Below are 23,129 nucleotides of genomic sequence, written 5' to 3' on the forward strand. Positions count from 1 at the left end.
ATTGCTCTGGAGGCCCAAGCGAGGTTGCACCGATGAATGAGGTCGCGCCAACCACCCTGAATGCCGAGATCGCCCCCTCCACCGGCCGGCACGGCTTCGTCGCGGACTGGTCGTCGGACCAGCGCGCGTTCAGGACCGTGTCCTGGGGCAAGGCCATGATGTGGGTGTTCCTGCTCAGCGACACCTTCGTCTTCAGCTGCTTCCTGATCGCCTATATGACGGCCAGAATGTCGACGACCGTGCCCTGGCCTATGCCCAGCGAGGTCTTCTCGCTGGAGGTTTCCGGCCACCATTTTCCGCTCCTCCTGATTGCGATCATGACCTTCGTCCTGATCAGCAGCAGCGGCACGATGGCGATGGCGGTCAATTTCGGCTACCGCCGCGACCGCCGCAAGACAGCTGTCCTGATGCTGGCGACCGCCCTGCTCGGCGCGGCCTTTGTCGGCATGCAGGCCTTCGAATGGACCAAGCTGATCTCGGAAGGGGTCCGTCCCTGGGGGAATCCCTGGGGCGCGGAGCAGTTCGGCGCAAGCTTCTTCATGATCACCGGCTTCCACGGCACGCATGTCACGATCGGCGTGATCTTCCTCCTCATCATGGCCCGCAAGGTCTGGCGCGGCGATTTCGACGACGGGCGGCGCGGCTTTTTCACGAGCCGGAAGGGCAATTACGAAATCGTCGAGATCACCGGGCTCTACTGGCACTTCGTCGATCTCGTCTGGGTCTTCATCTTCGCGCTGTTCTATCTCTGGTGAGAGAGGCCGCCATGTCGCAACCGACAAGCCACGCCGACATTCAGCCTGCGACCGAGGGCAAGGGGCAGCACCACCCGATCCGGCTCTATCTCGTGGTCTGGGCCTGGCTGTTCATCCTCAGCACCTGCTCCTATCTGGTCGATTATTTCCAGCTCGCCGGCTATCTGCGCTGGTCGCTCATCCTGAGCTTCATGGCGCTGAAGGCCGGCCTGATCGTCGCCGTCTTCATGCACATGGCCTGGGAGCGATTGGCCTTCGTCTATGCGATCCTGCTGCCGCCGACGCTGCTGCTGGTCTTCGTCGGGATCATGATTTTCGAGTCGGACTACACCTTGCTGTCCCGGGTGACCTTCTTCTCGGCCGGTTCATGAGGTGATGATTCCGGAATCCGGCTCGGGATCTTGCCCTGGTCCCTGGACTTGTCCCTCCGGTCGACAGTTCAGGCCTGCGCGACCGCTTCACGTCTGGCCGGATCGTCTGAGTGAGGAGATACTGATGCAGCTACCACATGGCGCCGTTGTCGCGCTGGTTGATGGGAAGCATTTCGAGCTTCACCGCAACACGGGTGACGAATCGAGCCCCGAACTCGCGGCCCTGGTCTCTCCTGATCTGGACGAGAGCAACAAGCCCGGCGGAGCTGGTCGCGACTCCAGTTCCGCTAACCCGACAGGCCATCAGATCGACGAGGATGCTCACGCAGCCGCCGCAACGCAGTGGCTCAACCATCAGGTCCTCGGGCACAAGATCGAGAAGCTCGTGATCGTCGCTTCGCCTCGGACATTGGGCGAAATGCGTCGGCATTATCATAAGCAGCTTGAGGTCGCGCTTGTGGCGGATGTCTCGAAGGACCTGATCGGGAAAACTGGGCCGGAGCTGATCGCAGCACTCCAAGCGGCATAAGCCAGCTAGAGCATTTCCGCGTTTCTTCGAATCGCGGAAATGCTCTAGCTCCTTGTTTTATCGCATTGTCTTCACGCGAACCGGTGTCCACTTCGCTCGAAAACGCTCTAGCGGCGTCGGCGCGACCTCGCGGTCATGCCGACGCTACCCCGACGAGAGATATCGCGCTGAGCCCGCCCGATCGGCGAAACGGCGGCGTGAAGGCTGTGGCTGCAATGTCAGCGCCGCTCGGCCGGGCAGGTGCTGATACCAAGCAGCGTATAAGCTGGGCAGACGCGGAATAGCGCCGTGCCGAGCATGATCAACCCAGCCGCCGTCAACGCATATTTCCAGTTGCCCCAGCCTGCGAGCAAACCAGCAGCTTGCGGAATGAAAGCAGCCGCAACCAGAACGACGCCCAGGCCAAAACGCAAAGCGCGATCATAGGCACCGACATTCATGATGTGATCTCCCGGCAAGGTGCATAATGCGCCAGCTCGAATGCACCTTAGTCCGATGTTCCGCCCGGAGGATTGACCCAGCTCAACCTCGCTGACGACATCGAAGGGCTAGCCGCGTCTGACGTCTTCTGCATGTCGTTCAATCCCCAGTTGAACATCGAGGCGGCAAGGAAACCGGCGAAATGGCGTTGCGCGCGTGCGTGGTGAGAATGGCGCTCCGTCCCTCGCCTGGATTCGGAATCGCCATCAGCTTTGCGTCGCCAGGAAGTAGAACGCGGTGAGGCCCGAGCCGACCGCACCATTGCTGGCAAAGACGCCGAGCATGACGAGGAAGAGTTGTGTCTGCTCGGCCTCGCCCGCCAGCATGCCACCCATGAAACCAATATCGAATGCGATCATGATAAGATAGGTCGCAGCGCCCAGCAGCGCACCCAGCGCCACGTGAAGAGGCACGGTCCGGAAACGGTCGGCGTTGCGGCGATCTGGCACTGGCCCGCTCCCTCACCCGAGTCATCTCCCTAATCCATCCGGGCAGCGAGTTGTTCCCGAGCGCTTCCTGGTTGGGACGCGCCGGGGCCAAGCCAGCAGGCTCCGCCAGCGGCATGGCGGCAAGAGAAGCGAGGGCGCCCTCATCCAGCAGCAGGCGTGGTGCATCCATCGTCGGCCCTGTCTGGGTTGCGCAAACTGACCTGCTCCATCGCCGTGCGTTTTGATGATCCGACCGAACCGTGCCCGTCGCCAGGATATCGGAAACGACAGACGAACTGCTTGGCGAGACGCGGGTATCAGCTCGAGGCTGGACGCGTTCGCGGCGTCTACGGTGACGGCTCCCGGGGCTTGCTCGTCAAGATCCTCTTGGCTGCCGGCAGCCACAGCAGGCCGCGGGCTGCGCCAGCCTTGTCGCCCTGTGGCCGCGGGGGGTTGTCGGCGATTGCCCGCATCAATATACGCCACGGCCGCGGCTGACACGCTTGGAACGCGTACCCCTCGCCTCGGGCGATGCTCCCTCACAACTCACCGGGCCACTGAGCAGGTGAACCGTGAGCCCGCCCATCAGCTGACGATGGTCGCCTCGATCTCAGCGGACCACCTCTTGACCCTTCGCGAGGGACTGTCGCGGCCCGTATTGCGCTATGAGCGCGTTGTCAGGGTCGAGAACTGATCGGTGTCATAGCGGCCTCGCAGCTCCGCAAGTGCCTCCGGCTTTGGGGCGCCTTGCGCCGCGAGTTTCGCAAGCTCTTCGAAATAATGCTCGTGACCGGGTGGGGAGACGGTCATGAGCACGCGGGCCGGCTTCTCGCTGACATTGGTGATGTTGTGAGCCACGCCCGGCGGGATGAACAGGTAGGTCCCGGGTATCGCGCGGACCGGCTTTTCGCCCACCCACCACTCGCATTCCCCCTCCAGCATATAGAAGGTTTCCTCCTGCACGCGGTGGACATGGAGGCCGGTGGCAAATCCCGCCGGGATCGTCCAGTCGAACATACTCGTGTGTTTCGTGTCCTTGCCGGTGACGAGGAAGACCATCGGAAAGCCACGCAGCATGACCCCCTCGTTCTGGCCGGGCATGCGAATAACGGGAGCAGGGCCCATGTGATCCTCCATCGTTGGTGCTGCTTTCGCACGCACCCGAGCAAAATGCCTTTGCCGTTACGGCAAGTCGTGAAACCGCTCCGAAATTGTTGCGAAATGATTGCGAAAGGTGTCACCGTCGGGAATGGCAAGAACCCTCGTGTTTGGCCCGTTCAAGCTCGATGCCGTTTCAGGAATTCTGTTCCAGGGCACTGAGCCGACCTCGCTCGGCCAACGGGCGGTCGCATTGCTCGCCCAGCTGGTGGAGCGGGCAGGCGCCCCGGTTTCGAAGGAGGACCTAGTCGCGGCAGCGTGGCCCGGGCAAGCGATCGATGACAGCAATTTGACGGTTCAGATCGCTGCGGTGAGGCGGATTCTCGATGAGCGCGCAGGCGGGGCAGGCTGGATCGAGACGCTGCCGCGACGCGGCTATCGTTATGTCGGACCGGAGGCTGTCGCGGATGGTTCCGACTTGGCGATCGTCGCTCCTGCGCCGGCCGGGCTGACATTGCCGGACAAGCCGTCGGTTGCGGTCCTGCCCTTCTCGAACCTGAGCGGCGATTCCGAGCAGGACTACTTCGCCGACGGCATGGTCGACGACATCGTCACAGGCTTGGCACGCATAAACTGGCTGTTTGTCATCGCGCGAAACTCGACCCTGATCTACAGGGGCCGCGCCGTGGATGTGAAGCAGGTCGGCCGCGAGCTCGGCGTGCGTTATGTGCTCGAAGGCAGCGTGCGGAAAGCCGGCAGCAGCATGCGCGTGACCGCCCAGATGATCGATGCCTCGACCGGCGTCCATGTTTGGGCCGAGCGTTATGATCGCAGCTCGGACAATATCTTCACGCTTCAGGATGAGATCGCCCTGTCCGTAGTCGGAGCGATCGCACCAAGCGTAAGGCGTGCCGAAATCGACCGGGTAAAGCGCAAGCGTCCAGAGAGCCTCGACGCCTACGACCTCGTGCTAAGGGCCCAGCGCGACGTCGATTCAGGTATGCCGGAGCAGGTGACCCGGGCACTCGCGCTGCTGGAACATGCCATCGGGCTCGATCCAACCTATGCGTTGGCACATGGCAATGCCGCCATGTGCCATCACTGCCTTTTCCTGCGCGCCGGCTTGCAGGAAGCCAACCGCGCGGCCTCGATCCGCCACGCTCGTTTGGCCATCCTGCATGGACAGGACGACGCCGCCGCGTTGACCCTCGCCGGGTTTTCCATTGGCATGGACGGGCACGACCGCGACGCCGCCTTCACGGCCTTGGAAGCCGCGCTCGCCATCAGCCCGTCATCGGCGCTGACCTACATTCTGGGCAGCGTCATTCTCGGATGGGGCGGAGAGGCGGAGCAGGCGATCGACTGGAGCGAGCGCGGCATGCGGCTCAGCCCTTTCGATCCTTGGGCCTTCGCCGCCTATGACGCGCAGGCGATGAGCCATCTGCTGCGCAACCGGTATCACGAAGCCTGTCGCGCCGCCTACAGATCGGTTCAGGCCAATCCCGCGCACAGCATCACCTATGTGCAATTGGCCGCTGCACTTGCCAAACTCGGTCGAATGGACGAGGCAAAAGCCGCCGCCGCGCGCGTGCTCGAGCTGCACCCGACGTTCCGCTACAGCCGCCAATTCGCAGGGGTGAACTGTGCGCCCGCACTCGCGGAAGCCCTTGGTGACGCATTGCGGGCGGCCGGGCTGGCAGAGTGAGCTTCACGTTGCCATGCGTCGAAACGCATTTCCTGCCTCCAACCCTTATTCGGCATTGCTTCGGCGGGCCGCGCTATGTCCACCGCTCTCGATAGGCCTTTGCCAAGACCCACCACATCCGCGCCACGCCCGACGCGATCCGAACGCGAGACCTTTGCCTGTCGGCCCCTCGCTCGATCGCAAAATCCCTCGTTGCCGAGCGCCCGGCAATCAGCTATCCACCATCCACGGATTGCGCCCGTAGCTCAGCTGGATAGAGCGTTGCCCTCCGAAGGCAAAGGTCACACGTTCGAATCGTGTCGGGCGCGCCAATAACTCCGCTATCAGGTACAAAACTGCGAACCCTCGGGCTTCGCTTCGCTTGGCGGATCAAACGCCGAACGGGGCGGCTTCATAGCCCGATCTGCCACCCGCAAGAGATCTTCCGCAACCGGCAATGCTGGAGGGGCCGTGCCATCTCGACAGGCATGGACACCGCGGCATCCTCGTTTCGTACTGAGAAATTTCAGATCGTGAGATCCTGAGCTGCGTTTCTGCGATCCTCCATGCGAGCGCAGCTGCAGGACCGTCGGAGCGTCAGTGCTCGATTACATGGATGCGGGTGGGGGCCCATTCGATGCCGCATTCATCGCCCCGACGCAGGTCCGGCATTTCCATGCTGGGGACCCGGACCCGCAGTTCCTGGCCGGCCTTGCGCCCGAGGACAAGGACGCTATCGCCATAATTCACTATCTCCTCGACGGTGATCGAATTTCGCCATGGCGATAGTTCCGCGCGTTCGGAGCTGATCCGGATTGTTTCTGGGCGGACGAGTATGCTGACGTCCTTGCCCGGGGGGACGTGCCCGGCGCTGGTCGCGATCGGGCCAACGCCGGCGACATCGACGAGGCCACCTTCGCGAGTCTTACCCGAGAGCAGATTGCTGTCACCGACGAAGGAGGCGACGAAGCGCGTCTTGGGCGTGAAGTAAACCTCGCTCGGCGTACCGATCTGCTCAATGCGCCCCCGATTGAACACAGCGATACGGTCCGACATCGCCATTGCCTCGGTCTGATCGTGGGTCACGTAGACCATCGTGACGCCAAGCTCGCGGTGGATGCGCTTCAACTCCATCTGCATTTGCTCCCGCAAGGTCTTGTCGAGCGCTCCCAGGGGCTCGTCGAGCAGAACGAGGTCAGGCTGGAAGACGAGCGCGCGCGCTAGTGCAACGCGCTGCTGCTGGCCACCGGAGAGCTCGGCCGGGGCGCGGCCAGCATATTCGGCGAGGCCGACCATGGCGAGCGCAGCCTTTACCTTGGCCTGCGCCGGCACCTTGGCGACGCCACGCATGCGCAAGGGAAAGCCGACATTCTGCGCAGCGTTCATATGGGGAAACAGAGCGTAATTCTGGAAGACCATACCGATATTGCGGTCGTAGGGCTCGACTGCATCGATCTGGCGCCCGGCAATGCTGATCTCGCCTCGCGTCGGGCGCGCAAAACCCGCGATCATCATCAGCGTGGTCGTCTTGCCGGAACCGGAGGGGCCGAGGAAGGAGATGAATTCTCCAGGTGCGACATCGAGGTCGATGGCCTCGACCGCATTTTGCCCTGGCAGATAGCTTTTCGTCACCGATTTCAACGACAGCGAACGGGCGGTTTCCATGGGAAGGCTCCAGCGTCTCAGGAGTGCGCAGGCCGTTGCTTACGCACGAGCCGGGCGGCGAACTGCGCACCGAGTGCGGCCAACACGGCAGCCAGCAGCAGCGAGGATGCGGCGGAAATGGCAGGGTCGGCTTCCATCTGGAAGCTGTTGAACATCTGGCGAGGCAAGGTTGCGCTGTCGCGGCCGGAGATGAAGATCGCGATCACCGCCTCGTCGAAGGAATGGATGAAGGCAAACAGCGCCGCCACGAAGAAGGCCGGTCGCAAGATCGGAAAAGTCACCAGCCGAAAGGTCGTCAGCGGCCGGGCGCCGAGATTCGCTGCAGCGTTCTCGAGCCTGCGATCGAAATTGACTAGCGCCGAGGTCAAGGTCAGCACCACGACCGGTATAGACAGGCAGGCATGGGCGAGGATCACGCCGGTCATGCTCTGGACCAGCCCGAGCGAACCGAAATAGCTGTAATAGCCCAACGCCATCACGATATGCGGGACAATCAGCGGCATCATCACGATGAGCCGGAACAGCGCCCGGAGGCGAAAGCGATAGCGCACCAGCGCGAAGGAGGCGGGAGCGCCAAGCAGCATCGCCAAGACCATGGTGCCGAGCCCGATCAGGAAGCTGTTCAGGACCGGGCCGGTCCAGTTGGGATCGGAAAAGAAGCGCCGATAGTAGCCGAGCCAGTAGCCCGGAGGCGGAAACTCGAGCGACGGCGCCGTGCTGAAGGACATCGGCACGACGATGAACATCGGTCCAGCCAGCAGGATGGCGACGATCACCGCGATGATCACTGTGGAGCGCGACATCTCACCTCCACATCTTTTCGATGCCGAACAGACGATCATAGATCACGAAGAGTGCGACCGCCGCAGCCAGCAGGACCATCGAGGTTGCCGAGGCCGCGCCGAATTCGAGCAGTTGCTCGATCTGCTGGCCAATGCGCCCGGCGATCATCTTGTCTTGCGGGCTGCCAATCAGCGTCGGCGTCACATAGAAGCCGAGGCAGGTGATGAAGACCAGAGTCGCGCCGTTGAGAACACCCGGCAGGCTTTGCGGCAGATAGACAGTCAGGAAAGCTTTGAGCGGCCGGGCGCCCAGGCTGGCTGCCGCGCGCATATAGACCTCGTCGATGCGCTTCATCACGGCGTAGAGCGCCAGCACCATGAAGGGCACCAGCATATGGGCCATGGCGAAGGTCGCGGCGAAGGTGGTGAAGAGCAGGCGCGGCGGCGGGTTGACGCCGAGCGCAACCAGAAGGCCGACGACGGGCCCGCGCGCCCCCAGGATCACCATCCAAGCATAGGTGCGCACGAGAAAACTCGTCCAGAAGCTCAGCGCGACGATGCCAAGCAGGAAGGAGCCGACTGCGCCACCTTTGCGAGCCGCGACATAAGCCACGGGATAAGCGAAGACGAGGCTGGTGATCGTGACGATCAGTGCCGTTTGGAAGGTGCGCGCGAGGACGTTGAGATCGTATTTCGAGGCGAAGAACTCAGCATAGTTGTCGAAGCCGACGGTCGGTTCGCTGACGCTCATCCAGATGACGAGGCCCAGCGGCGCGAGGAAGAACACGGCGAGGAACAAGCTGGCCGGCGCATAGAGCAGGAAGGGCGGCCGGATCAGGGCGCTAGCCCATCCGGCCGCGCTCCAGGCGCGGCCTTGCGCAGAGCGCGATAGGGTCAAGTCGAGAGCCATTGTTCGAAGCGCTTGGCCATGACGTCGAGCTGCGGCAGCAGCTTCTCGGCATCCAGGATGACGGATTTCGGCAGGTTCTGAGGGGAGGTCGGCATATGGCTGATGATCTCGGGCGACAGGTATTTGAACGAAGCCGGGTTCATCGGGCCGTAATTGTTCTTCTGCGCGAACTGCGCCAGCCGCTCTGGCCCCACGGCGAACTCGATGAAACGCCAAGCGTTCTTCGTCCTCGGGGAGCCGCGCGCTACCACCCAGGTCGCGACGTCGATCACGGCCTGGTCGAAGACGAGTTCGATCGGCTGCTTCTGGTCGACCATTGCCTGCGCGCTGGTGTTCCACATCCCGATCAATTCGACCTCGCCATCGCGCAGCAATTGTTGGGATTGCGGGCTCTGGCTCCACCAGACGCGGACATCCTTCTTGATCCTGTCGAGCGACTTGAAGGCGCGGTCGAGATCATAGGGGAACAGTTTCGCAGGCTCGACGCCATCGGCCATCAATGCGAAGGCAAGCACGCGTGCGGGATAATTCTGCAGGCTGCGCGAACCTGGAAATTTGGTCGTGTCCCAGAAATCGGCCCAGTTCCTTGGGCCGCCATTGGGAATCTTATCGCGGCGGTAGGCGATGATGTTGGCGAAGGCATGCGAGTTGACACCGTTCAGCGTCACCGCCCCAGGCCAGAGCGACGAGGCCGGAATCTTGCTCTCGTCATAGGTGTCGATCAGCTTGGCGTGGTTGGCGCGGCCGAGTTCAGCCACGCCGAGCGTCGTCACGTCGAATTCATAGATACCAGTCCGCGTTTGCGCCGCGAGCTTGGCGAAGGAGACCGGTGCGATTGTGCGGATCTCGATGCCGGTCTCCGCCGTGAACGGATTGAACAGTATCGCGCGCGCTGCTTCTTCCCAGGGTCCGCCCCAAGTGTTGATATAGAGGGTCTCCGCGGCGCGAGCCTCACGGATGAAGGGCATCGCGACCATAGCGCCCCCAAGCATCGATAGCAGGCCGCGGCGTGTGGTCCGCGGTAGCGCCATTACGGTCTTAGCCATGGTGCTGTCCTCTCAACCGATCGTTGCGCGATAGAGACGTAGCCAGTTGCCGGAGGTGATCTTCTCGACTTCGGCTGCGTGGAAGCCGACACGCGCCAGCGCCGGTCCGACATCGGACAGGCCGCTGATCCTTTTGAGCCAGGCCGGCTTCTCGCTGGGGCCAGGCTTGGCCGCCGAGGCGGCGCCGTACTGCACAGAGCGGGTCCAGCGGCCTGAGCGCATCCAGTCGAGGTAGACCTGATTGGAATGGTGGCTAAAGTCGGTACCGAGGCCGACATGCTCGATACCGGCAATGTCGACGGTCTGCGCCACCATCTGGGCCCAGGCATCGACGCTGTCGCAGGCCGGCTCCGGCGTAATGTTGCGATACGCCGCGCAGCCGATGACGCCGCCTTTCTCAGCCAGCGCCTTGATGATCGCATCCGTCTTGTTGCGCTTATGCGGGAAGACCGAGGCCGGGTTGGCATGAGTGATCGAGACCGGCTTCTGCGACCATTCGATCGCGTCCAGCGTGGTCCGGTCGCCGACATGCGAGAGATCAATCAGCATGCCGCACTGGTTCATCTCCCGGACGACCTCGCGGCCAAAGCGTGCGAGGCCCGGATCGACCGTCTCGTAGCAGCTTGAGCCGAGCTCATTCTGGTTGTTGTAGGTGAGCTGCAAGACCTTGACGCCGAGATCGGCGAAAAGCTCGACATAACGGATCCGGCCATCGAGCAGATTGGTGTTCTGGTAACCCAGCAACATCGCGACCTTGCCATCGCGTTCGGCTGCGAGAATGTCATCCGTCTTCCGCACGATCGTCATCAGGTCGGCATTGGCGCGCTCGAGATCGCGCCATTTCGCGACAGAATCAAAGGACTCGATCGCGCCCTCCCAGAAGCCGAGTGTCGGAGTGACGCAACTGAATCCGCCGGCCTTGAGATCCTCAAAGACGCCGCGGTCGAAGAAACCACATTGCAAACCGTCTATCAGCATCGGGGAGCGCCTTTACGAAGCAGAGGAAACAGGATTGGGCTGAAGCCGGGACGGATCGGCAGTCAGCATCGAGAGATCGGTCTCATCCTCGTCATTGCGGCCAACGACGCGTCCGTCCGCCTCGACCCGCACGGTGCCGGCATGTCGGCGGCTTTCGAAGGAATCGGGCATCAGGGCATCATGCGAGGCCTGATAGAGCGGCCACCAACTCGACGCCGCGGCGGAGAGGCCGTCATGGCGAACCATGTCGATGGCACTGCGCTTCGCCGCGGCCCGGGTTGTCAACGACAGCTGGACGCCATTGCCCTTCGGCTCGACGAGAGCCGTGAGACCAAAACGCTCGGCCAGCCCGGAGACGACCCGTAATTCGGAGGCCTCCGAGAGGTTGAGCGCCAAGAGCTCTCCCCGGCCAGTCAACCGAAAGCGCTCGACAGCCAGATCAAGCAGTGTCTCGGCCACCATCCAGGCATGCTGGCCGGCGCAGTCTATCGTCAACTCTCCGTCAGTGCTGACATCGGCGAGCGGAGCGACGCCGCTCGCACGCAGTTGCTCGATCTGCTGTGCGATGCCGGACAGACCCGGCCCCGGCAGCACGGCGGAATAGAACGCGCAATCGCGCACCGAGGGTAGCAGCCCGCCGGGCGTGCCTGCGGCCTGAACCAGCCGCTCAAGAATGAGCCGGAGTTCGCGCACGGATAAGATCAGCGTGTCGGACGGCATCATGCCTGGGGCTCCTGCGGGTAGAACCAATGGCGATCGGCGCGGCCCGAGGCGAGATCCTCCGGCATCGGGGCTCCGTGGAAGATCACGCCGCGCAGGTTGCGGTTCAGAAAGTCACGGGCCTTGTCAATGCCGTGGATGCCGACGTTCAGGAGCCGGGTGATATGTGCCGGAACGAAGTCCTCACCCATGATGTCAGCATGCGGCGAGTGATAAGGCAGGCCGGCAAGCGCCTGGATGCGGATCACGATCTGGCGGTGGAGCGGATACGCCATCAGGAAGCGCGCCACGCTCAGGCGCGGATCCGCCGTGGCGAGATCGCTGTCGAGCGCCACGACGAGGCGCGGTAGATCAAGGCCAAGATTATAGGCTGCGCCGATTTCCTCGCGCGGTCCGCGTCGCGGCTCCTCGGCCGTACGCGACTTGTACCAGACATAGCGCTGCGAGCGCTCGGAGACGAGATCGAGATCGAAGGCCCAGCCATAGTCGGCGCGGAGGATGTCGCGCAGCCGCCCGGTCGACATTTCCGGCCGGCCGGTGAGATCCTCGTCGATCACGAGGGTCTGTGCCAGGCCGTCGGCGATATCGGGCACGAGTTCGATGACGAGAGACAGCAGCGTCTCATGGGCCTCGCGGTGGACGCGGCCGTCGAGCGATGCAGTAAAGTCGACCAGCGGCGTCGCGTCCGCACAGCCAGCACGGACGCGATCGATCAAGAAGCCGAGTTCGCGGCGAATGATCGAGAGATCGTCGGCCACCATGCTGCTCGGCGCGAACGCTTCGTATTCGGCGCGATCCTGGCGCCGCGCCAGGATCGCCTTGTCGAGCAGGGCCGCCAACTGGACGAGCGGGGCCGCATCGGGGCCGACATGCACCAGTCGACCATGGGCGACGGCCTCCTCGTGAATCGTCAGCCAGCGGTCGATCAGGCGGGGATGATTGTTGACGAAGAACATCAGCCCCAGCGCCGAACCGTTGCCGACGCCAAGGAAGCGGCGCAGCTCCGGCTGCATCGCGACTGCCACTGAGCCGCCCTTCAGCCGTGCGAAGTGCTGGACGAGATCGCCAGCAAAGACGCGCATCATATAGGCGGTGAGCATCTGTGCTTGCAGCGAAGCCCGCAGCGGATGGTCCGGAGCGAAGGCCAGGAAGGACTTGGTCCCGAAGGTGCCGTTGCCGTCGATGCCGGTGTTGCGCATGAAATAGCAGGTGCGACCGAGCTCCGAGATAGGCGGCTGTTGCCCGGATGCGAGGCGATCGACGGCGAGGTCGAACAGCCGCCCCGAGCGGTTCGAGCGCGCCCAGGTCAAGGTCTGCGGGGTTGCGCGGCCCTCATAGAGCTTCGGCAGTTCCTGGCGAAGCTGCTCGATCCCAGCCGGCGAGAGTTTGCCCTCGATCAGCCCGCCCATCATGTCCCAGGACCGGCCGATGATGCGGCCGGTGCGCTCGCGGCCCGAGGGCTCAAACGAGAAGATCGGGAAGGTGAAACGCCAGCCTCCCGCCTCGATGCCGTAGCGCGCGGTGCCGCGACCGCGTTCATCGATGTCGAAATCCTCGCAAGTGATCTGCCAGCGCTGATCTGAGGCGCGAGCCATCAAGGTCCGTGAGGCGCTGATCCGTGACGGCTGGATCGCAGCCAGCATCTCCGGTCGCATCAGCGTGGCGGGCGACCGCATCAGGGCCTGCGGCTGCCAGGGGCCGGGCTTGGAGGCGAGAGAGAACGACAGGGCATTCATGTCATGCGTTCCCGAATTGAGCGCTGAAGCGTCGGGCGGCGCTGACAGCAATCGGCGCGCAGGTTGCGTGGTCGAAGCGCGTGGTCGGACCGGAGATCGCGATGACGGCAATGCATTGGCCGGCGGCATCGAAGACCGGCGCGGCAACTGCTGCGACGAATTGCGGGTCCGTCGGCGCGAAGACGGCAAAGCCGCGTTCGCGGACCTCTGCCAGTGCGACATCGTCGGGGAGGGCGATGCCCTGTTCGCGCAGGCGCTCCCGCATCTCCTGCGAGCCGAAGGCGACGAGCACGGAGCCCGAGGCGCTTGCGCCCAGCGCCATGCGCGCGCCGACCCGCAGGTCAGCGCGCAGCACCTGGCGCGATTCCACCCGGTTGATGATGACCGCATGATAGCCGTCGAGCACGGAGATGGTCGCCGTCTCGCCGCTCTCCGCGACGATTTCCTGGAGCAGTTCCGTCGTCCGCTCTCCGAGATTGGCCTGCTCGAGAGCACGCACTGCATAGAACTGGAAGCGCAGCGCCAGGCGGAACGCGCCTTCGGCCGTCTGCTCGAGAAAGCCCGCGTCCACCAGTGTTCGCAGCCGCTGATAGACCGCGGCGCGCTGATCACCCGTCGCCTTGACGACGTCGGGCAGCCGCATCGGCTTCGGCGACGCGGCGATGACGTCGCAGACCGCGAGCGTCTTGAGCGTGGTGGAGAGAGAGCGAACAGCCATTTTGTCTTCTATATGAATACAACGTATGATATTAGCATCACATGATTTTGATCTATGTCAAGCGGCGATCGCAGCGTTGCTTCGCAATCCGTTGCGGCGCCTGACCCGGTCAGGTCGCATTGCTCAACCGAAGGTAAGCCGAGGCGATATGGACGATGCGGAGACGGTCTAACCAACCCCGAAGGGCTGACACAGGCGCCAGTTACCTTGCCGCGCGCCCTGGAGAACCCGTGTCTAAAGCGGGCCTTGCGAAGCCCGTGCATGGGTTAGCTTCGGTCACAGCGGCCTTCTCAACGGGCGCTTCAGTCGCATCTGCAAGGCAACGGCACCATTGATGGCCGGCCGGCCAGTAAATCTGTTGTAAAATCAGGCATCTCGCCCGACCGTTGCAGAAATTATACTTGTACTTCAATTACACAACCGTTCGCAGCCTTGTCCGAATGGCGCGCCATTTCCTTAAATTTCTGCGATCATTCGGCTTTCGCCACTTCATCCAGACATGGCTCGGAGCCGACCGGCATGGAGCTGTTGCACATGGAGCGCGCTGAACGAGGAACCGACGCGCATCCGTGCACGCCCAGCCCTAAGCAGGCTGCTTCCCGACGCCCTGCCAGGGCATTTTCAAGCGAAGCGGACGCCGGTTCGCGTGAAGAAAACGCGTCAAAACAAGAGCTTAAGGCAATTGAACGATCCAATCGGAGCGGACATCGCCCTCGTCAGGCATTCGGGTCGGAAGAGCCTGGCGAGGCTGCTCGTTACAAGCTTATCTGGCTTGGCCAACGCCCCCGACAAGCTGCAGGTGGCGGGCGTAAAGCGTCAGGGGCCGGCAGATGACGAAGTAGATCAGCCCCACCAGACCGTAGACCGTGAGAGGCTCAAAGGTCGCATTCGCGATGGCGTTGGAGGTTCGCATCAATTCGTCGAAACCGATGATCGAGGTCAGCGCCGTGCTTTTGACCAGCTGAACGAGGTAGCCGACCACCGGGGCCCGTGTGATCGCAAAGGCCTGCGGCAGGATGATGAGCCGCATCTGGTTGGGATAGTGCAGGCCGAGGCTCTTGGCGGCATCCCATTGCCCCTTCGGCAGGGCCTCGACCCCGCCGCGCCATATCTCCGCCAGATAGGCGCTGGCGCAAAGCGTCAAGGCGAGGGCGGCTGCGGACCAGGGTTCGATACGGAAGCCGATCAGCGGCAGGCCGAAGAAGACCAGGAAGAGCTGCATCAGCAGCGGCGTGCCCTGGAACAGCCCGATATAGAGTTCGGCGAAGCGGCGCAGCCAGCGGCGATCCGAGACGCGTGCCAGGAGGATCGCCATGCCGACGATACCGCCGCCGATGAAGGCCACGATCGAGAGCAGGATCGTCCAGCGCGTCGCGAGCAGCAGATTGCGCAAGATATCCCAGAAGGTGAAGTCCATCAGGGCGCCGCCCCGATCAGATATTTCCGCCCGGTGAAGCCGAGCAGCCGGCGCAGACAAAAGCTCAGCACCAGATAGACCATGGTGATGATGAAATAGGTCTCGAAGGCACGGAAGCTGCGTGCCTGCAGCATGTCGGCCTCATAGGTCAGTTCGCGCACGGAGATTTGCGAGACCGCAGCCGATTCCAGCATCATGATGATGATCTGGCTTTGCAGGGCCGGGAAGATCACCTTCAGCGCCTGCGGCAGGACGATCTTGATGAAGACCAGCGAGGAGCGCAGGCCAAGCGCGCGGCCAGCTTCCTTCTGCCCGTTGGGGACGGCATCGAGACCGGCCGCGACGATCTCGGTGCCATAGGCCGAGAGGTTGATCGTCATCGCCAGGGTCGCGGCGATGGCCGGGTCGAGCCGCAGACCGAGGCTGGGCAGGCCGAAGAAGATGAAGAAGAGCTGGAGCAGGAAGGGCGTGTTCCTGATCAGCTCGACATAGCTGCCGACCGCGCGGCGCAGCAAGGGGGAGCGGCCGCGCACGGCCGCCGCACCCAGAATGCTGCAGAGCGTGCCGAGCACCGCCGTGACGGCGATCAAACCCACCGTCGCCACCGCGCCACGCGCGATGGGTTCGGCGGCCTGGCTCAGCCAATCGAAGTCGAGATTATAGGCCAAGCCTCAGAGATCCTTGGGATCGAGCGGCTTGCCGAGCCACTTGACCGAGACCTTGTTGAGCGTGCCGTCGGCGAGCAGCTTCGCGACGATCTCGTCGAGAGCCTGCTTGAGGCGCGGTTCGTTCTTGTTCAGCGCGATATGGTCCGGCGAGGTCATCAGCTGGAATTTCTGCTCGGGCTTCAGCGCGGTCTGGCGCGACAGCACCTGGGCGCCGACATCGTTGCCGACGACCATCAGCTGGGCCTGGCCGGAGATGAAGGCCTGGATGACCGAATTGTAGCTGTCGAAGCGCTTGATGTCGGCGGAAGGCGGCGCGGCCTCCGTCAGAGAGGTGTCCTCCAGCGTGCCGCGGCTCACCGCGATCGACTTGCCGGCGAGATCCGCCTTGCCTTCGACCTTCACGGCCTGCGGGCCGATGACGGCGATGTAATAGGGTGCGTAGGCGGCGGTGAAATCGAGCACCTTTTCACGCTCGGCGCTGTGGCCGACGCTGAGCAGGATGTCGACGCGGCGCTCGGTCAGGAAGGGGATGCGGTTCTGGCCGGTGACGCTGACGAGGTTGAGCTTCACCTTCAGCGTGCTGGCGATGATCTCGGCGATGTCGATGTCGTAGCCCTTCAGGCTCATATCGGCGCTGGCCGACGAGAAGGGCGGGAAGTCGGAGAAGACGCCGACCTTGAGGGTGCCGGATTTGGTGATGTCGTCGAGCGCGTCGGCACGGGCCGGCGCACTCGCGAGTCCAAAGCCGGTCAGCAGGCTCAGCGCCAGCAGCGATGTCTTGATCATGGTGTGCGTGGTCACGTGGTTCATCCTTCCCTGGGAACGTTAGATCGAGGCGTTGGGTGCGGCGCGATTACTGGCCGGCATGGTGATGCAGGCAGCGACGGGAAAGCCGATCCGCACAGCTTTGCCGGGATCGAGGCCGTCGCCGACGCGGTTGGCCTGCATGACGAGCAGCTGTTGCCCGCCGGGCATCTCGACCAGGATCTGGCGTGTCGCGCCGAGCAGGGCGACGTTGAGGATCCGGCCCTTGGCGCTGTTGGCCATGCCATCGGGATCGGCCGCATCGGCTGCGGAGAGCACGATGTTCTCGGGCCGGACGCAGATATCGATCGCGTCCGAGGAGCAGTCGGGCACCATCAGGGACAGGCCCGAGCGGCTCGTGGCCCGGGCGAAGCCTGTCTCGCGGCGCGTGACCTGGGCTTCGATCCAGTTGGTGCGTCCCATGAAGTCCGCAGCGAAACGCGTGTCCGGGCGACCATAGACATCCGACGGCGTGCCGACCTGGACGATACGGCCCGATTGCATCAGGAAGACGCGCTCTCCGAGGCTCATGGCCTCTTCCTGGTCGTGCGTGACCACCATCGCGGTCGAATTCACCGCGGCCAGAACCTGCTTGAGTTCGGCGCGCAGCTCCTGACGCAGCTTGGCGTCGAGCGCCGAGAGCGGCTCGTCCAACAAGATCAGGCTGGGGCGTGTCGCCAAAGCGCGGGCCAGCGCGACGCGCTGCTGCTGACCACCGCTGAGCTGATGCGGGCGGCGGGCACCGAAGCCCTGCAACCGCACCAGCGCCAGCATCGCCTCGACGCGATCGGGAATCTCGCGCTTGTCGGCCCCGCGATGCCGCAGCCCATAGGCGATGTTCTCCGCCACGGTCATATGCGGGAACAGGGCGTAATGCTGGAACAACAGCCCGACATTGCGTTCATAGGGCTTGAGCGCGGTGACGTTGCGGCCGCCGATGCTGACCGTGCCGGCATCGGGTCGCTCAAAACCGGCGATCACACGCAGAATGGTTGTCTTGCCGCAGCCGCTGGGCCCCAGCAGCGCGACGGTCTCGCCGGCGGCGATCGAGAAGGAGACGTCATCGACGGCTGTGACCCCGCCGAAGCGGCGGCTGATTCCGTGAAACTCGACCGCGTTGTTCAACGTCTTGCCCCCTATGAACGAAACAGCCCCTGGCCCAACAGACGGTCGAAACCGACGAAGCGCTCGAGAACCAGGATGAGAAGGGCGCTGACCGCCATCAGCAGCACGGCGGCGGCGGCGATGGTGAGATCGAAGGAGGCGCGCATGTTGCTGACGAGCGCGACCGGCAAGGTGTAGGTCGTGGGGTCGGTCAGGAACATGCTGACCGCGACATCATCCAGCGACACGGCGAAGGCGAAGACGGCGCCCGTGACCATGCCGCTGCGGATCAGCGGCAGGGTGATGGTCCAGAAGGCCTGGCTTTCGGTCGCGCCCAGCACCAGGGCCGCCTCGGTCAGGCGCCGGTCACGCCCAGTGAGGCTGGCGAGCACGGTGCGCACGACATAGGGCAAGGTGATCACGACATGGCCGCAGAGCAGCCGGGTGAAGCCATCGACGATGCCGATCCGCGACAGGAACAGCAGGAGCGCAAAGCCGATCACCACGGCCGGCACGATGAGCGGCGAGAGGAAGGCGGCCATCAGCAGGCCGCGACCGCGGAAACTGCCGCGATCGAGCGCGACCGCGGCAGCCGTTCCGACCAGCACATCGATCACGGTCGTCAGGACGGCGATCTTCAGGCTGGTCGCCAGGCCGGTCGCGACATAGTCCAGCGAGACCAGCTTCTCGAACCAGCGCAGGGACAGGGCCGGCGGCGGCAGCGGCCCGAGAAAGCTGCGCGCATCGAAGGCAAGCAGGCAGGTGACCAGAAGCGGCGTCACAAGGAAGGCGAGCACCAGCGCCAGCATCGCGATCATCGCGCCGCCGAGGACCTGGTCGCTGCGACGTTTTGCGGTGCCGTTCATGAGCCTGCGCCCTTGCGTGGCCGCACCAGCGAAACCAGCGACAGCGCGAGCAGCGAGATGACCAGCATCACGATCGAGACGGCGGCTCCGCTGGGGTAGTTCGCGACGTCGCTGAAGCGCGTGTAGATCGTGTTCGACAGGAACAGCACCCGCCCCTTGCCGAGCACCATCGGAATGACGAAGGCGCTGATCGCGAAGGTCATGGCGATCAGAAAGGCCGAAACCAGTCCCGGCAGGGCGAGCGGCACGGTGATGCCGAGATGCGCCTTCCAGGCCGGAGCCCCGAGCGATTGCGCGGCGTCGCAAAGCCGGGGATCGATGTTCTGGATCGTTCCCAGCAGGGTCAGGGTGCAGATCGGCACGATCGCATGCAGCAGGCCCGCGCCCACCAGCGTCTCGATATACCAGCGGCTCGTCGGCGAGATCCCCAGCGCCAAAAGCAGCGGGCGGGCGATCCCGACCGAACCGAAGGCGAGTTCCAGCGCATAGGTGCGCACCAGCATGCTGAGCAGCACCAGCATCACCAGAAGGCCGATGCAGGCGGCACGCTGGCGCGGCGAGAACCGCCGCACGATGCAATAGGCCAGCGGAAAGGCCGCCAGCAGCCCGGTCAGCGCCGCCGCCGCGCTCAGCTTGAAGGTCTCATACAGTACGCCGGCGAAGGAGGGCGTCGCGAGTTCGCGATAATTCTCCAGCGTCAACGGCGCATCAGTGGCCGAGCCGACCCGGCCCGGCACATACTGCTTGAGGCTTTCCAGCGCGAGCCCGAGCAATGGCAGGGCGAAGATGACGAAGAGGAGCAGCAGGCCCGGCGCGAGCAACAGCAGCGTCGTGCGCCCCAGTGCCGGGACCGCGCTCGCCGGCTTCCGCAGCGGGATGGCGGTCACGGCGCTCATAGCAGCGGCGCGATGTCGGTTTCCCAGCGCTTGGCCCAGGCGTCCTGCTGACCCAGCACCACCTTGTAGTCCGGCACGTGCACGAAGCTCTCGAACTCCTTCGGCGTGAAGGCGAGATGGGCCAGTTCCGGCGGGGTCGCGGCCTTGCCGTTCAGGGGCGCCTCGCCGGCGACCTTCGCATAGAGCGCGCTCATCTCGGGGCTGATGGCGAAGTTGATGAAATCGCAGGTCGCCTTGCGGTTTGGCCGGTTCTTCATGACGGCGAAGCCGCTCTGGTAGAGGAATGTCGCCATCCCGGCCTGCTTGGTCAGGCGGGTGATCTTGAAGTTCTTGGCGACGGCGGCCCAACTCGGCTCGGCGAAGAAGCCGACGGAGGTCTCACCCGAGGTGAAGGAGTTGGTGAAATCGACATCGGTCACGGCGATGCGGCCGATATTGCCGGATTTCGCCAGGTCTTTCATCAGCTTCCAGCCCGGCTCCATATTCGATTCATTGCCGCCACCTTGCAGGGCGAGCGCGACGATCTGCAGCATCATGCTCTGGGTCGGGCCGGGCCAGCAGATCGCGCCCTTGAGGCGTTTGTCGAAGAGATCGTCGACCTTGGTGATGGCGAAGGGGGCGGTGTCGGTCCGATAGCCGAAATACATGCCGCCGACGGCGCGCGGCACCGCTTTCACATTGCCCTTGGCATCCCGCATCATGATCTTCTCGGGGATGTCGGCGAGATTGGGGACATCGGCTGCCGTGATGGTCTCGACCCAATCCTCCGCGATCATGCTGTTGAAGGAGCCCTCCCAGCCGGCGATATAGTCGTAATCGACCTTGGGCCAGGCCGCCTTGATCTTGGGCAGGATGGCGCCGGCGCCGCCCTGATGCAGCACCCAGTTGAACTGAGCCGCATTCTGCTTGGCGGCGATCTGCTTCATCGCCTCGACGACATCACCGCCCCATTCGGCGGCAGTGAGGCCTGTCGCTGCCCGAGCGCCGCCCAGGAACGGCCCGGCGAGCCCGACCGCGCCGGTCGCGCCGATCAGGGAGAGAAGGTTTCGGCGTGTCATCGTCATGGTGTCAGGTCCTTCGCGCCACAGGTCGATGGGCCACAGGCTGCGCCTGTCGCCAGCCGCGACCAGGCTCCCGAGCCGTCCAGAGCCATGATTGCACCTGCTAGGAGGGCGCGGCGGTAGGGTGAAAATGCTTGCCCGGCTATAAGCGGGCGTGAATGCCGCTGCCGGCTCATGGCCGGCTCAGATCGCTCTGTCGGGAAATGAAGTCGACGAGAAAGCTCGCCTCGGTCGGTGCGCCGGTCCGCGAATAGAGCCCGATGCTGATCTCGACCGGCTCGGGCAGCCCGGCGACATGGTCGAGGATCCGGCAATCCTCAGGGATAGTCGCCGCGATCATCGGGCCGATGCCGATGCCGACGCGCACCGCGGTCGCCATGGCGACCAGCGTCGAGGCCTCGCAGACGATGTTCCACTGCATGTCGTGCCCCGCCAGCGCCTTCAGCGCGGGCGTGCGCCAGGGGCAGGATTCCTCGAACATGATGATCGGCAGCGGGACTTGCGTCGAAATCACCATGTCCGAGCGCACTACCCAGAGCAGCCGCTCGGACCAGACCAGGGTCGGCTTCCGGTTGAGCCGGGTCGTGTCGCAGACGGCGATGTCGAGCTTGTCGTTCTCGAGCATCGCGGCCAAGCGCTTGTTGGGCTCGACGATGATGTCGATATCGACCTTCGGATTCTGGTCGCGGAAGGCTTTCAGGATATCGATCAATCGGGTCGCGGCGAAATCCTCGACGACGCCGAGGCGGACCCGGCCCTCGACCGTCTTGCCGTTGAGGCGCTTGCCGATCTCGCTGTTGAGCCGCAGGATTTCGCGGGCATAGGGGACGAGCAGCACGCCATTGGTCGTGAGCTCCAGTCCTTTGGAGGAGCGCTCGAACAGCTCGCCACCGAGCAGATCCTCGAGCTTGCGGATCTGCATGCTGACGGCGGCCTGGGTGCGATTGAGCGACAATGCGGCGCCATTGACCGTTCCGACCTCGGCGACGGTCAGGAAGGCGCGCAGCAGATAGGGGTCGAGCTCAAGCATTCAGCTCTCGTTATAGCGCTAGAGCGTTTTCGAGCGAAGTGGACACCGGTTCGCGCCAGGAAAACGCGTTAAAATAAAGAGCTGGAGCTGTTGAACCATCCAAATGGATCGGAAACGGCTCCAGAGGCGACTTGACGCAGCCATAGCTGCAAATCTGCTGCCAACCGGTCCAACCGCCCCGTGTTCTGGCTTCGCCGCGGCCGGAACCGGAGCCCTATTCAGTTTCGTTTATAGGGCACCTCGCTTTTTCGCCCTACCGAGCGCCCCGGCCCGGTGCCAGCTTGCAGCGCTCCGCACCATTTGCTTGCAGGTTGCCATGCCCTTCGACGACGCCGCCCTCGACCGTCTGCGCCAGCGCTACGCCTCCGCCGGAGGCGGCGAGATGCATGATCCGCATTTCAAGGCGGTCGCCGACATGATCTTCCAGGGCTCGGACCGGCGCAAATGGCCGTTCGCCGACCCGGCGACCTTCCTCGACGCGCCCTTCGTGCCGGACGGGCTCTCAGCGGACAAGCTCGCCGGGCTCGATGTCGCCCTGATCGGCGTGCCGATGGATCTGGGCGTCACCAACCGCGCCGGTGCGCGATTGGGACCGCGCGCCGTGCGCGCCGTCGAACGGATCGGACCTTACGAGCATGTCCTGCGCGTCGCGCCGCTGGGCAGACTGCGTGTCGCCGATGTCGGCGATGTCGCGCTGAGCAGCCGCTACAGCCTGGCCGATTGCCATGCCGATATCGAGGCCTGCTACCGTATGATCGCCGGGACGACGACGATACCGCTCTCGGTCGGCGGCGACCATTCGATCACCGGCTCGATCCTGAAGGGGCTGGGTGCCAAGCGTCCGGTCGGCATGATCCATATCGACGCGCATTGCGACACGGCCGGCCCTTATGAAGGTTCGAAATTCCATCACGGCGGCCCGTTCCGGGAGGCGGTCCTGGCCGGGGTGCTCGACCCCACCCGGACGATCCAGATCGGGATTCGCGGCGGCGGCGAATATCTCTGGGAGTTCTCGTTCGATTCCGGAATGACCGTGATCCACGCCGAGGAGGTCGGCGCCCTGGGGCTTCCCGCCGTGATCGAGAAGGCGAAGGCCGTCGTCGGCTCCGGACCTGTCTATGTCTCCTTCGACGTCGACAGCCTCGACCCAGGCTTCGCACCGGGCACCGGCACACCCGAGGTCGGAGGCCTGTTGCCGCGCGAAGTGCTGGAGATCCTGCGTGGCGTTGCAGGCATCGACATCATCGGCGGCGACGTCGTCGAGGTCGCTCCGCAATACGACCCGACCACGAATACGGCGCAAGTGGCGGCGCAGGTCCTGTTCGAGTTGCTCTGCCTCGTGGCCTGCAAGCGTGTTTCTTCAAAAGCCGGATAGCCGCCGGA

At 64.0% G+C, this 23,129-nt stretch carries 24 protein-coding genes and 1 tRNA gene; 6 read left to right on the plus strand and 19 right to left on the minus strand.

Annotation, left to right across the window (positions count from 1 at the left end; translation table 11 throughout):
• The first annotated feature begins 32 nt into the window (after positions 1-32).
• The 3 genes from BMZ97_RS29125 (at position 33) to BMZ97_RS29135 (ending at position 1,655) form a co-directional block, all read left to right on the plus strand.
• Positions 33-755, plus strand: a complete 723-nt coding sequence (locus BMZ97_RS29125; RefSeq protein ID WP_092178068.1) for a heme-copper oxidase subunit III family protein — start codon at positions 33-35, stop codon at positions 753-755.
• 11 nt (positions 756-766) lie between these two features.
• Positions 767-1,126, plus strand: a complete 360-nt coding sequence (locus BMZ97_RS29130; protein ID WP_092178070.1) for a cytochrome C oxidase subunit IV family protein — start codon at positions 767-769, stop codon at positions 1,124-1,126.
• A gap of 124 nt (positions 1,127-1,250) precedes the next feature.
• Positions 1,251-1,655, plus strand: a complete 405-nt coding sequence (locus BMZ97_RS29135) for a host attachment protein (RefSeq protein WP_092178072.1) — start codon at positions 1,251-1,253, stop codon at positions 1,653-1,655.
• 218 nt (positions 1,656-1,873) lie between these two features.
• On the opposite strand, the gene BMZ97_RS29140 is transcribed toward BMZ97_RS29135, so the two are convergent.
• The 3 genes from BMZ97_RS29140 to BMZ97_RS29150 all read right to left on the minus strand — a co-directional run bounded on the left by BMZ97_RS29140 (position 1,874) and on the right by BMZ97_RS29150 (position 3,688).
• Positions 1,874-2,095, minus strand: a complete 222-nt coding sequence (locus BMZ97_RS29140) for a YgaP family membrane protein (protein WP_092178074.1) — start codon at positions 2,093-2,095, stop codon at positions 1,874-1,876.
• A 246-nt stretch (positions 2,096-2,341) separates the two neighbouring features.
• Positions 2,342-2,584 (minus strand): hypothetical protein, encoded by a 243-nt coding sequence (locus BMZ97_RS29145; RefSeq protein ID WP_092178076.1) that lies wholly within the window; start codon positions 2,582-2,584, stop codon positions 2,342-2,344.
• Between the two features lie 642 nt (positions 2,585-3,226).
• Positions 3,227-3,688, minus strand: coding sequence for a cupin domain-containing protein (locus BMZ97_RS29150; protein WP_092178229.1), 462 nt, complete (start codon positions 3,686-3,688; stop codon positions 3,227-3,229).
• A gap of 124 nt (positions 3,689-3,812) precedes the next feature.
• Here BMZ97_RS29150 and BMZ97_RS29155 point away from each other — a divergent pair, with 124 nt between their 5' ends.
• Both BMZ97_RS29155 and BMZ97_RS29160 read left to right on the plus strand, forming a co-directional pair.
• The gene (locus BMZ97_RS29155) at positions 3,813-5,366 is read left to right on the plus strand and encodes a winged helix-turn-helix domain-containing tetratricopeptide repeat protein (protein WP_092178078.1); all 1,554 of its coding nucleotides are present in this window, start codon (positions 3,813-3,815) and stop codon (positions 5,364-5,366) included.
• A gap of 234 nt (positions 5,367-5,600) precedes the next feature.
• Positions 5,601-5,677: transfer RNA gene (locus tag BMZ97_RS29160), tRNA-Arg, on the plus strand.
• A gap of 265 nt (positions 5,678-5,942) precedes the next feature.
• Here BMZ97_RS29160 and BMZ97_RS29165 read toward each other — a convergent pair.
• The 16 genes from BMZ97_RS29165 to BMZ97_RS29240 form a co-directional block, all read right to left on the minus strand.
• Entirely contained in the window at positions 5,943-7,010 is a 1,068-nt protein-coding gene (locus BMZ97_RS29165) for an ABC transporter ATP-binding protein (RefSeq protein WP_092178080.1), read from the minus strand.
• Positions 7,011-7,027: 17 nt separating this feature from the next.
• The gene (locus BMZ97_RS29170) at positions 7,028-7,813 is read right to left on the minus strand and encodes an ABC transporter permease (RefSeq protein ID WP_092178082.1); all 786 of its coding nucleotides are present in this window, start codon (positions 7,811-7,813) and stop codon (positions 7,028-7,030) included.
• 1 nt (position 7,814) lies between these two features.
• Positions 7,815-8,690, minus strand: a complete 876-nt coding sequence (locus BMZ97_RS29175; RefSeq protein ID WP_244546665.1) for an ABC transporter permease — start codon at positions 8,688-8,690, stop codon at positions 7,815-7,817.
• Entirely contained in the window at positions 8,687-9,748 is a 1,062-nt protein-coding gene (locus BMZ97_RS29180; protein ID WP_092178086.1) for an ABC transporter substrate-binding protein, read from the minus strand. Before BMZ97_RS29180 ends, BMZ97_RS29175 begins: the two co-directional genes overlap by 4 nt.
• A 12-nt stretch (positions 9,749-9,760) precedes the next feature.
• Positions 9,761-10,726 (minus strand): dipeptidase, encoded by a 966-nt coding sequence (locus tag BMZ97_RS29185; RefSeq protein ID WP_092178088.1) that lies wholly within the window; start codon positions 10,724-10,726, stop codon positions 9,761-9,763.
• A 12-nt stretch (positions 10,727-10,738) separates the two neighbouring features.
• Positions 10,739-11,449, minus strand: a complete 711-nt coding sequence (locus tag BMZ97_RS29190; protein WP_092178090.1) for a hypothetical protein — start codon at positions 11,447-11,449, stop codon at positions 10,739-10,741.
• A complete protein-coding gene (locus tag BMZ97_RS29195) occupies positions 11,446-13,182 on the minus strand; it encodes a hypothetical protein (protein ID WP_092178092.1) in 1,737 nt (578 codons plus the stop codon). Before BMZ97_RS29195 ends, BMZ97_RS29190 begins: the two co-directional genes overlap by 4 nt.
• Position 13,183: 1 nt before the next feature.
• Positions 13,184-13,900, minus strand: a complete 717-nt coding sequence (locus BMZ97_RS29200) for an IclR family transcriptional regulator (protein ID WP_092178094.1) — start codon at positions 13,898-13,900, stop codon at positions 13,184-13,186.
• Positions 13,901-14,663: 763 nt separating this feature from the next.
• Positions 14,664-15,320, minus strand: a complete 657-nt coding sequence (locus tag BMZ97_RS29205; RefSeq protein ID WP_092178231.1) for an amino acid ABC transporter permease — start codon at positions 15,318-15,320, stop codon at positions 14,664-14,666.
• Positions 15,317-15,985, minus strand: coding sequence for an amino acid ABC transporter permease (locus tag BMZ97_RS29210; protein WP_092178096.1), 669 nt, complete (start codon positions 15,983-15,985; stop codon positions 15,317-15,319). Before BMZ97_RS29210 ends, BMZ97_RS29205 begins: the two co-directional genes overlap by 4 nt.
• 3 nt (positions 15,986-15,988) lie before the next feature.
• Entirely contained in the window at positions 15,989-16,786 is a 798-nt protein-coding gene (locus BMZ97_RS29215) for a transporter substrate-binding domain-containing protein (protein WP_175525792.1), read from the minus strand.
• A 24-nt stretch (positions 16,787-16,810) separates the two neighbouring features.
• Complete coding sequence (locus tag BMZ97_RS29220; RefSeq protein ID WP_092178100.1) at positions 16,811-17,914, minus strand: ABC transporter ATP-binding protein; 1,104 nt, start codon at positions 17,912-17,914, stop codon at positions 16,811-16,813.
• An 11-nt stretch (positions 17,915-17,925) separates the two neighbouring features.
• Positions 17,926-18,759: an ABC transporter permease gene (locus BMZ97_RS29225; protein WP_092178102.1), complete on the minus strand. Its 834-nt coding sequence runs from the start codon at positions 18,757-18,759 to the stop codon at positions 17,926-17,928.
• Positions 18,756-19,655 carry an ABC transporter permease gene (locus BMZ97_RS29230; protein WP_092178104.1) on the minus strand — a complete coding sequence of 300 codons (900 nt, stop codon included), beginning with the start codon at positions 19,653-19,655 and terminating at the stop codon, positions 18,756-18,758. The genes BMZ97_RS29225 and BMZ97_RS29230 overlap by 4 nt, the downstream gene beginning before the upstream one ends.
• Positions 19,652-20,719 carry an ABC transporter substrate-binding protein gene (locus tag BMZ97_RS29235; protein ID WP_092178106.1) on the minus strand — a complete coding sequence of 356 codons (1,068 nt, stop codon included), beginning with the start codon at positions 20,717-20,719 and terminating at the stop codon, positions 19,652-19,654. The genes BMZ97_RS29230 and BMZ97_RS29235 overlap by 4 nt, the downstream gene beginning before the upstream one ends.
• A gap of 169 nt (positions 20,720-20,888) precedes the next feature.
• A complete protein-coding gene (locus BMZ97_RS29240; protein WP_092178108.1) occupies positions 20,889-21,746 on the minus strand; it encodes a LysR substrate-binding domain-containing protein in 858 nt (285 codons plus the stop codon).
• 316 nt (positions 21,747-22,062) lie between these two features.
• Between BMZ97_RS29240 and BMZ97_RS29245 the strand changes: the two genes are divergently transcribed.
• Positions 22,063-23,121: an agmatinase gene (locus BMZ97_RS29245; protein ID WP_210188359.1), complete on the plus strand. Its 1,059-nt coding sequence runs from the start codon at positions 22,063-22,065 to the stop codon at positions 23,119-23,121.
• Positions 23,122-23,129: the final 8 nt, after the last annotated feature.

Source organism: Allobosea sp. OK403, assembly GCF_900113835.1.
GTDB lineage: Bacteria > Pseudomonadota > Alphaproteobacteria > Rhizobiales > Beijerinckiaceae > Allobosea.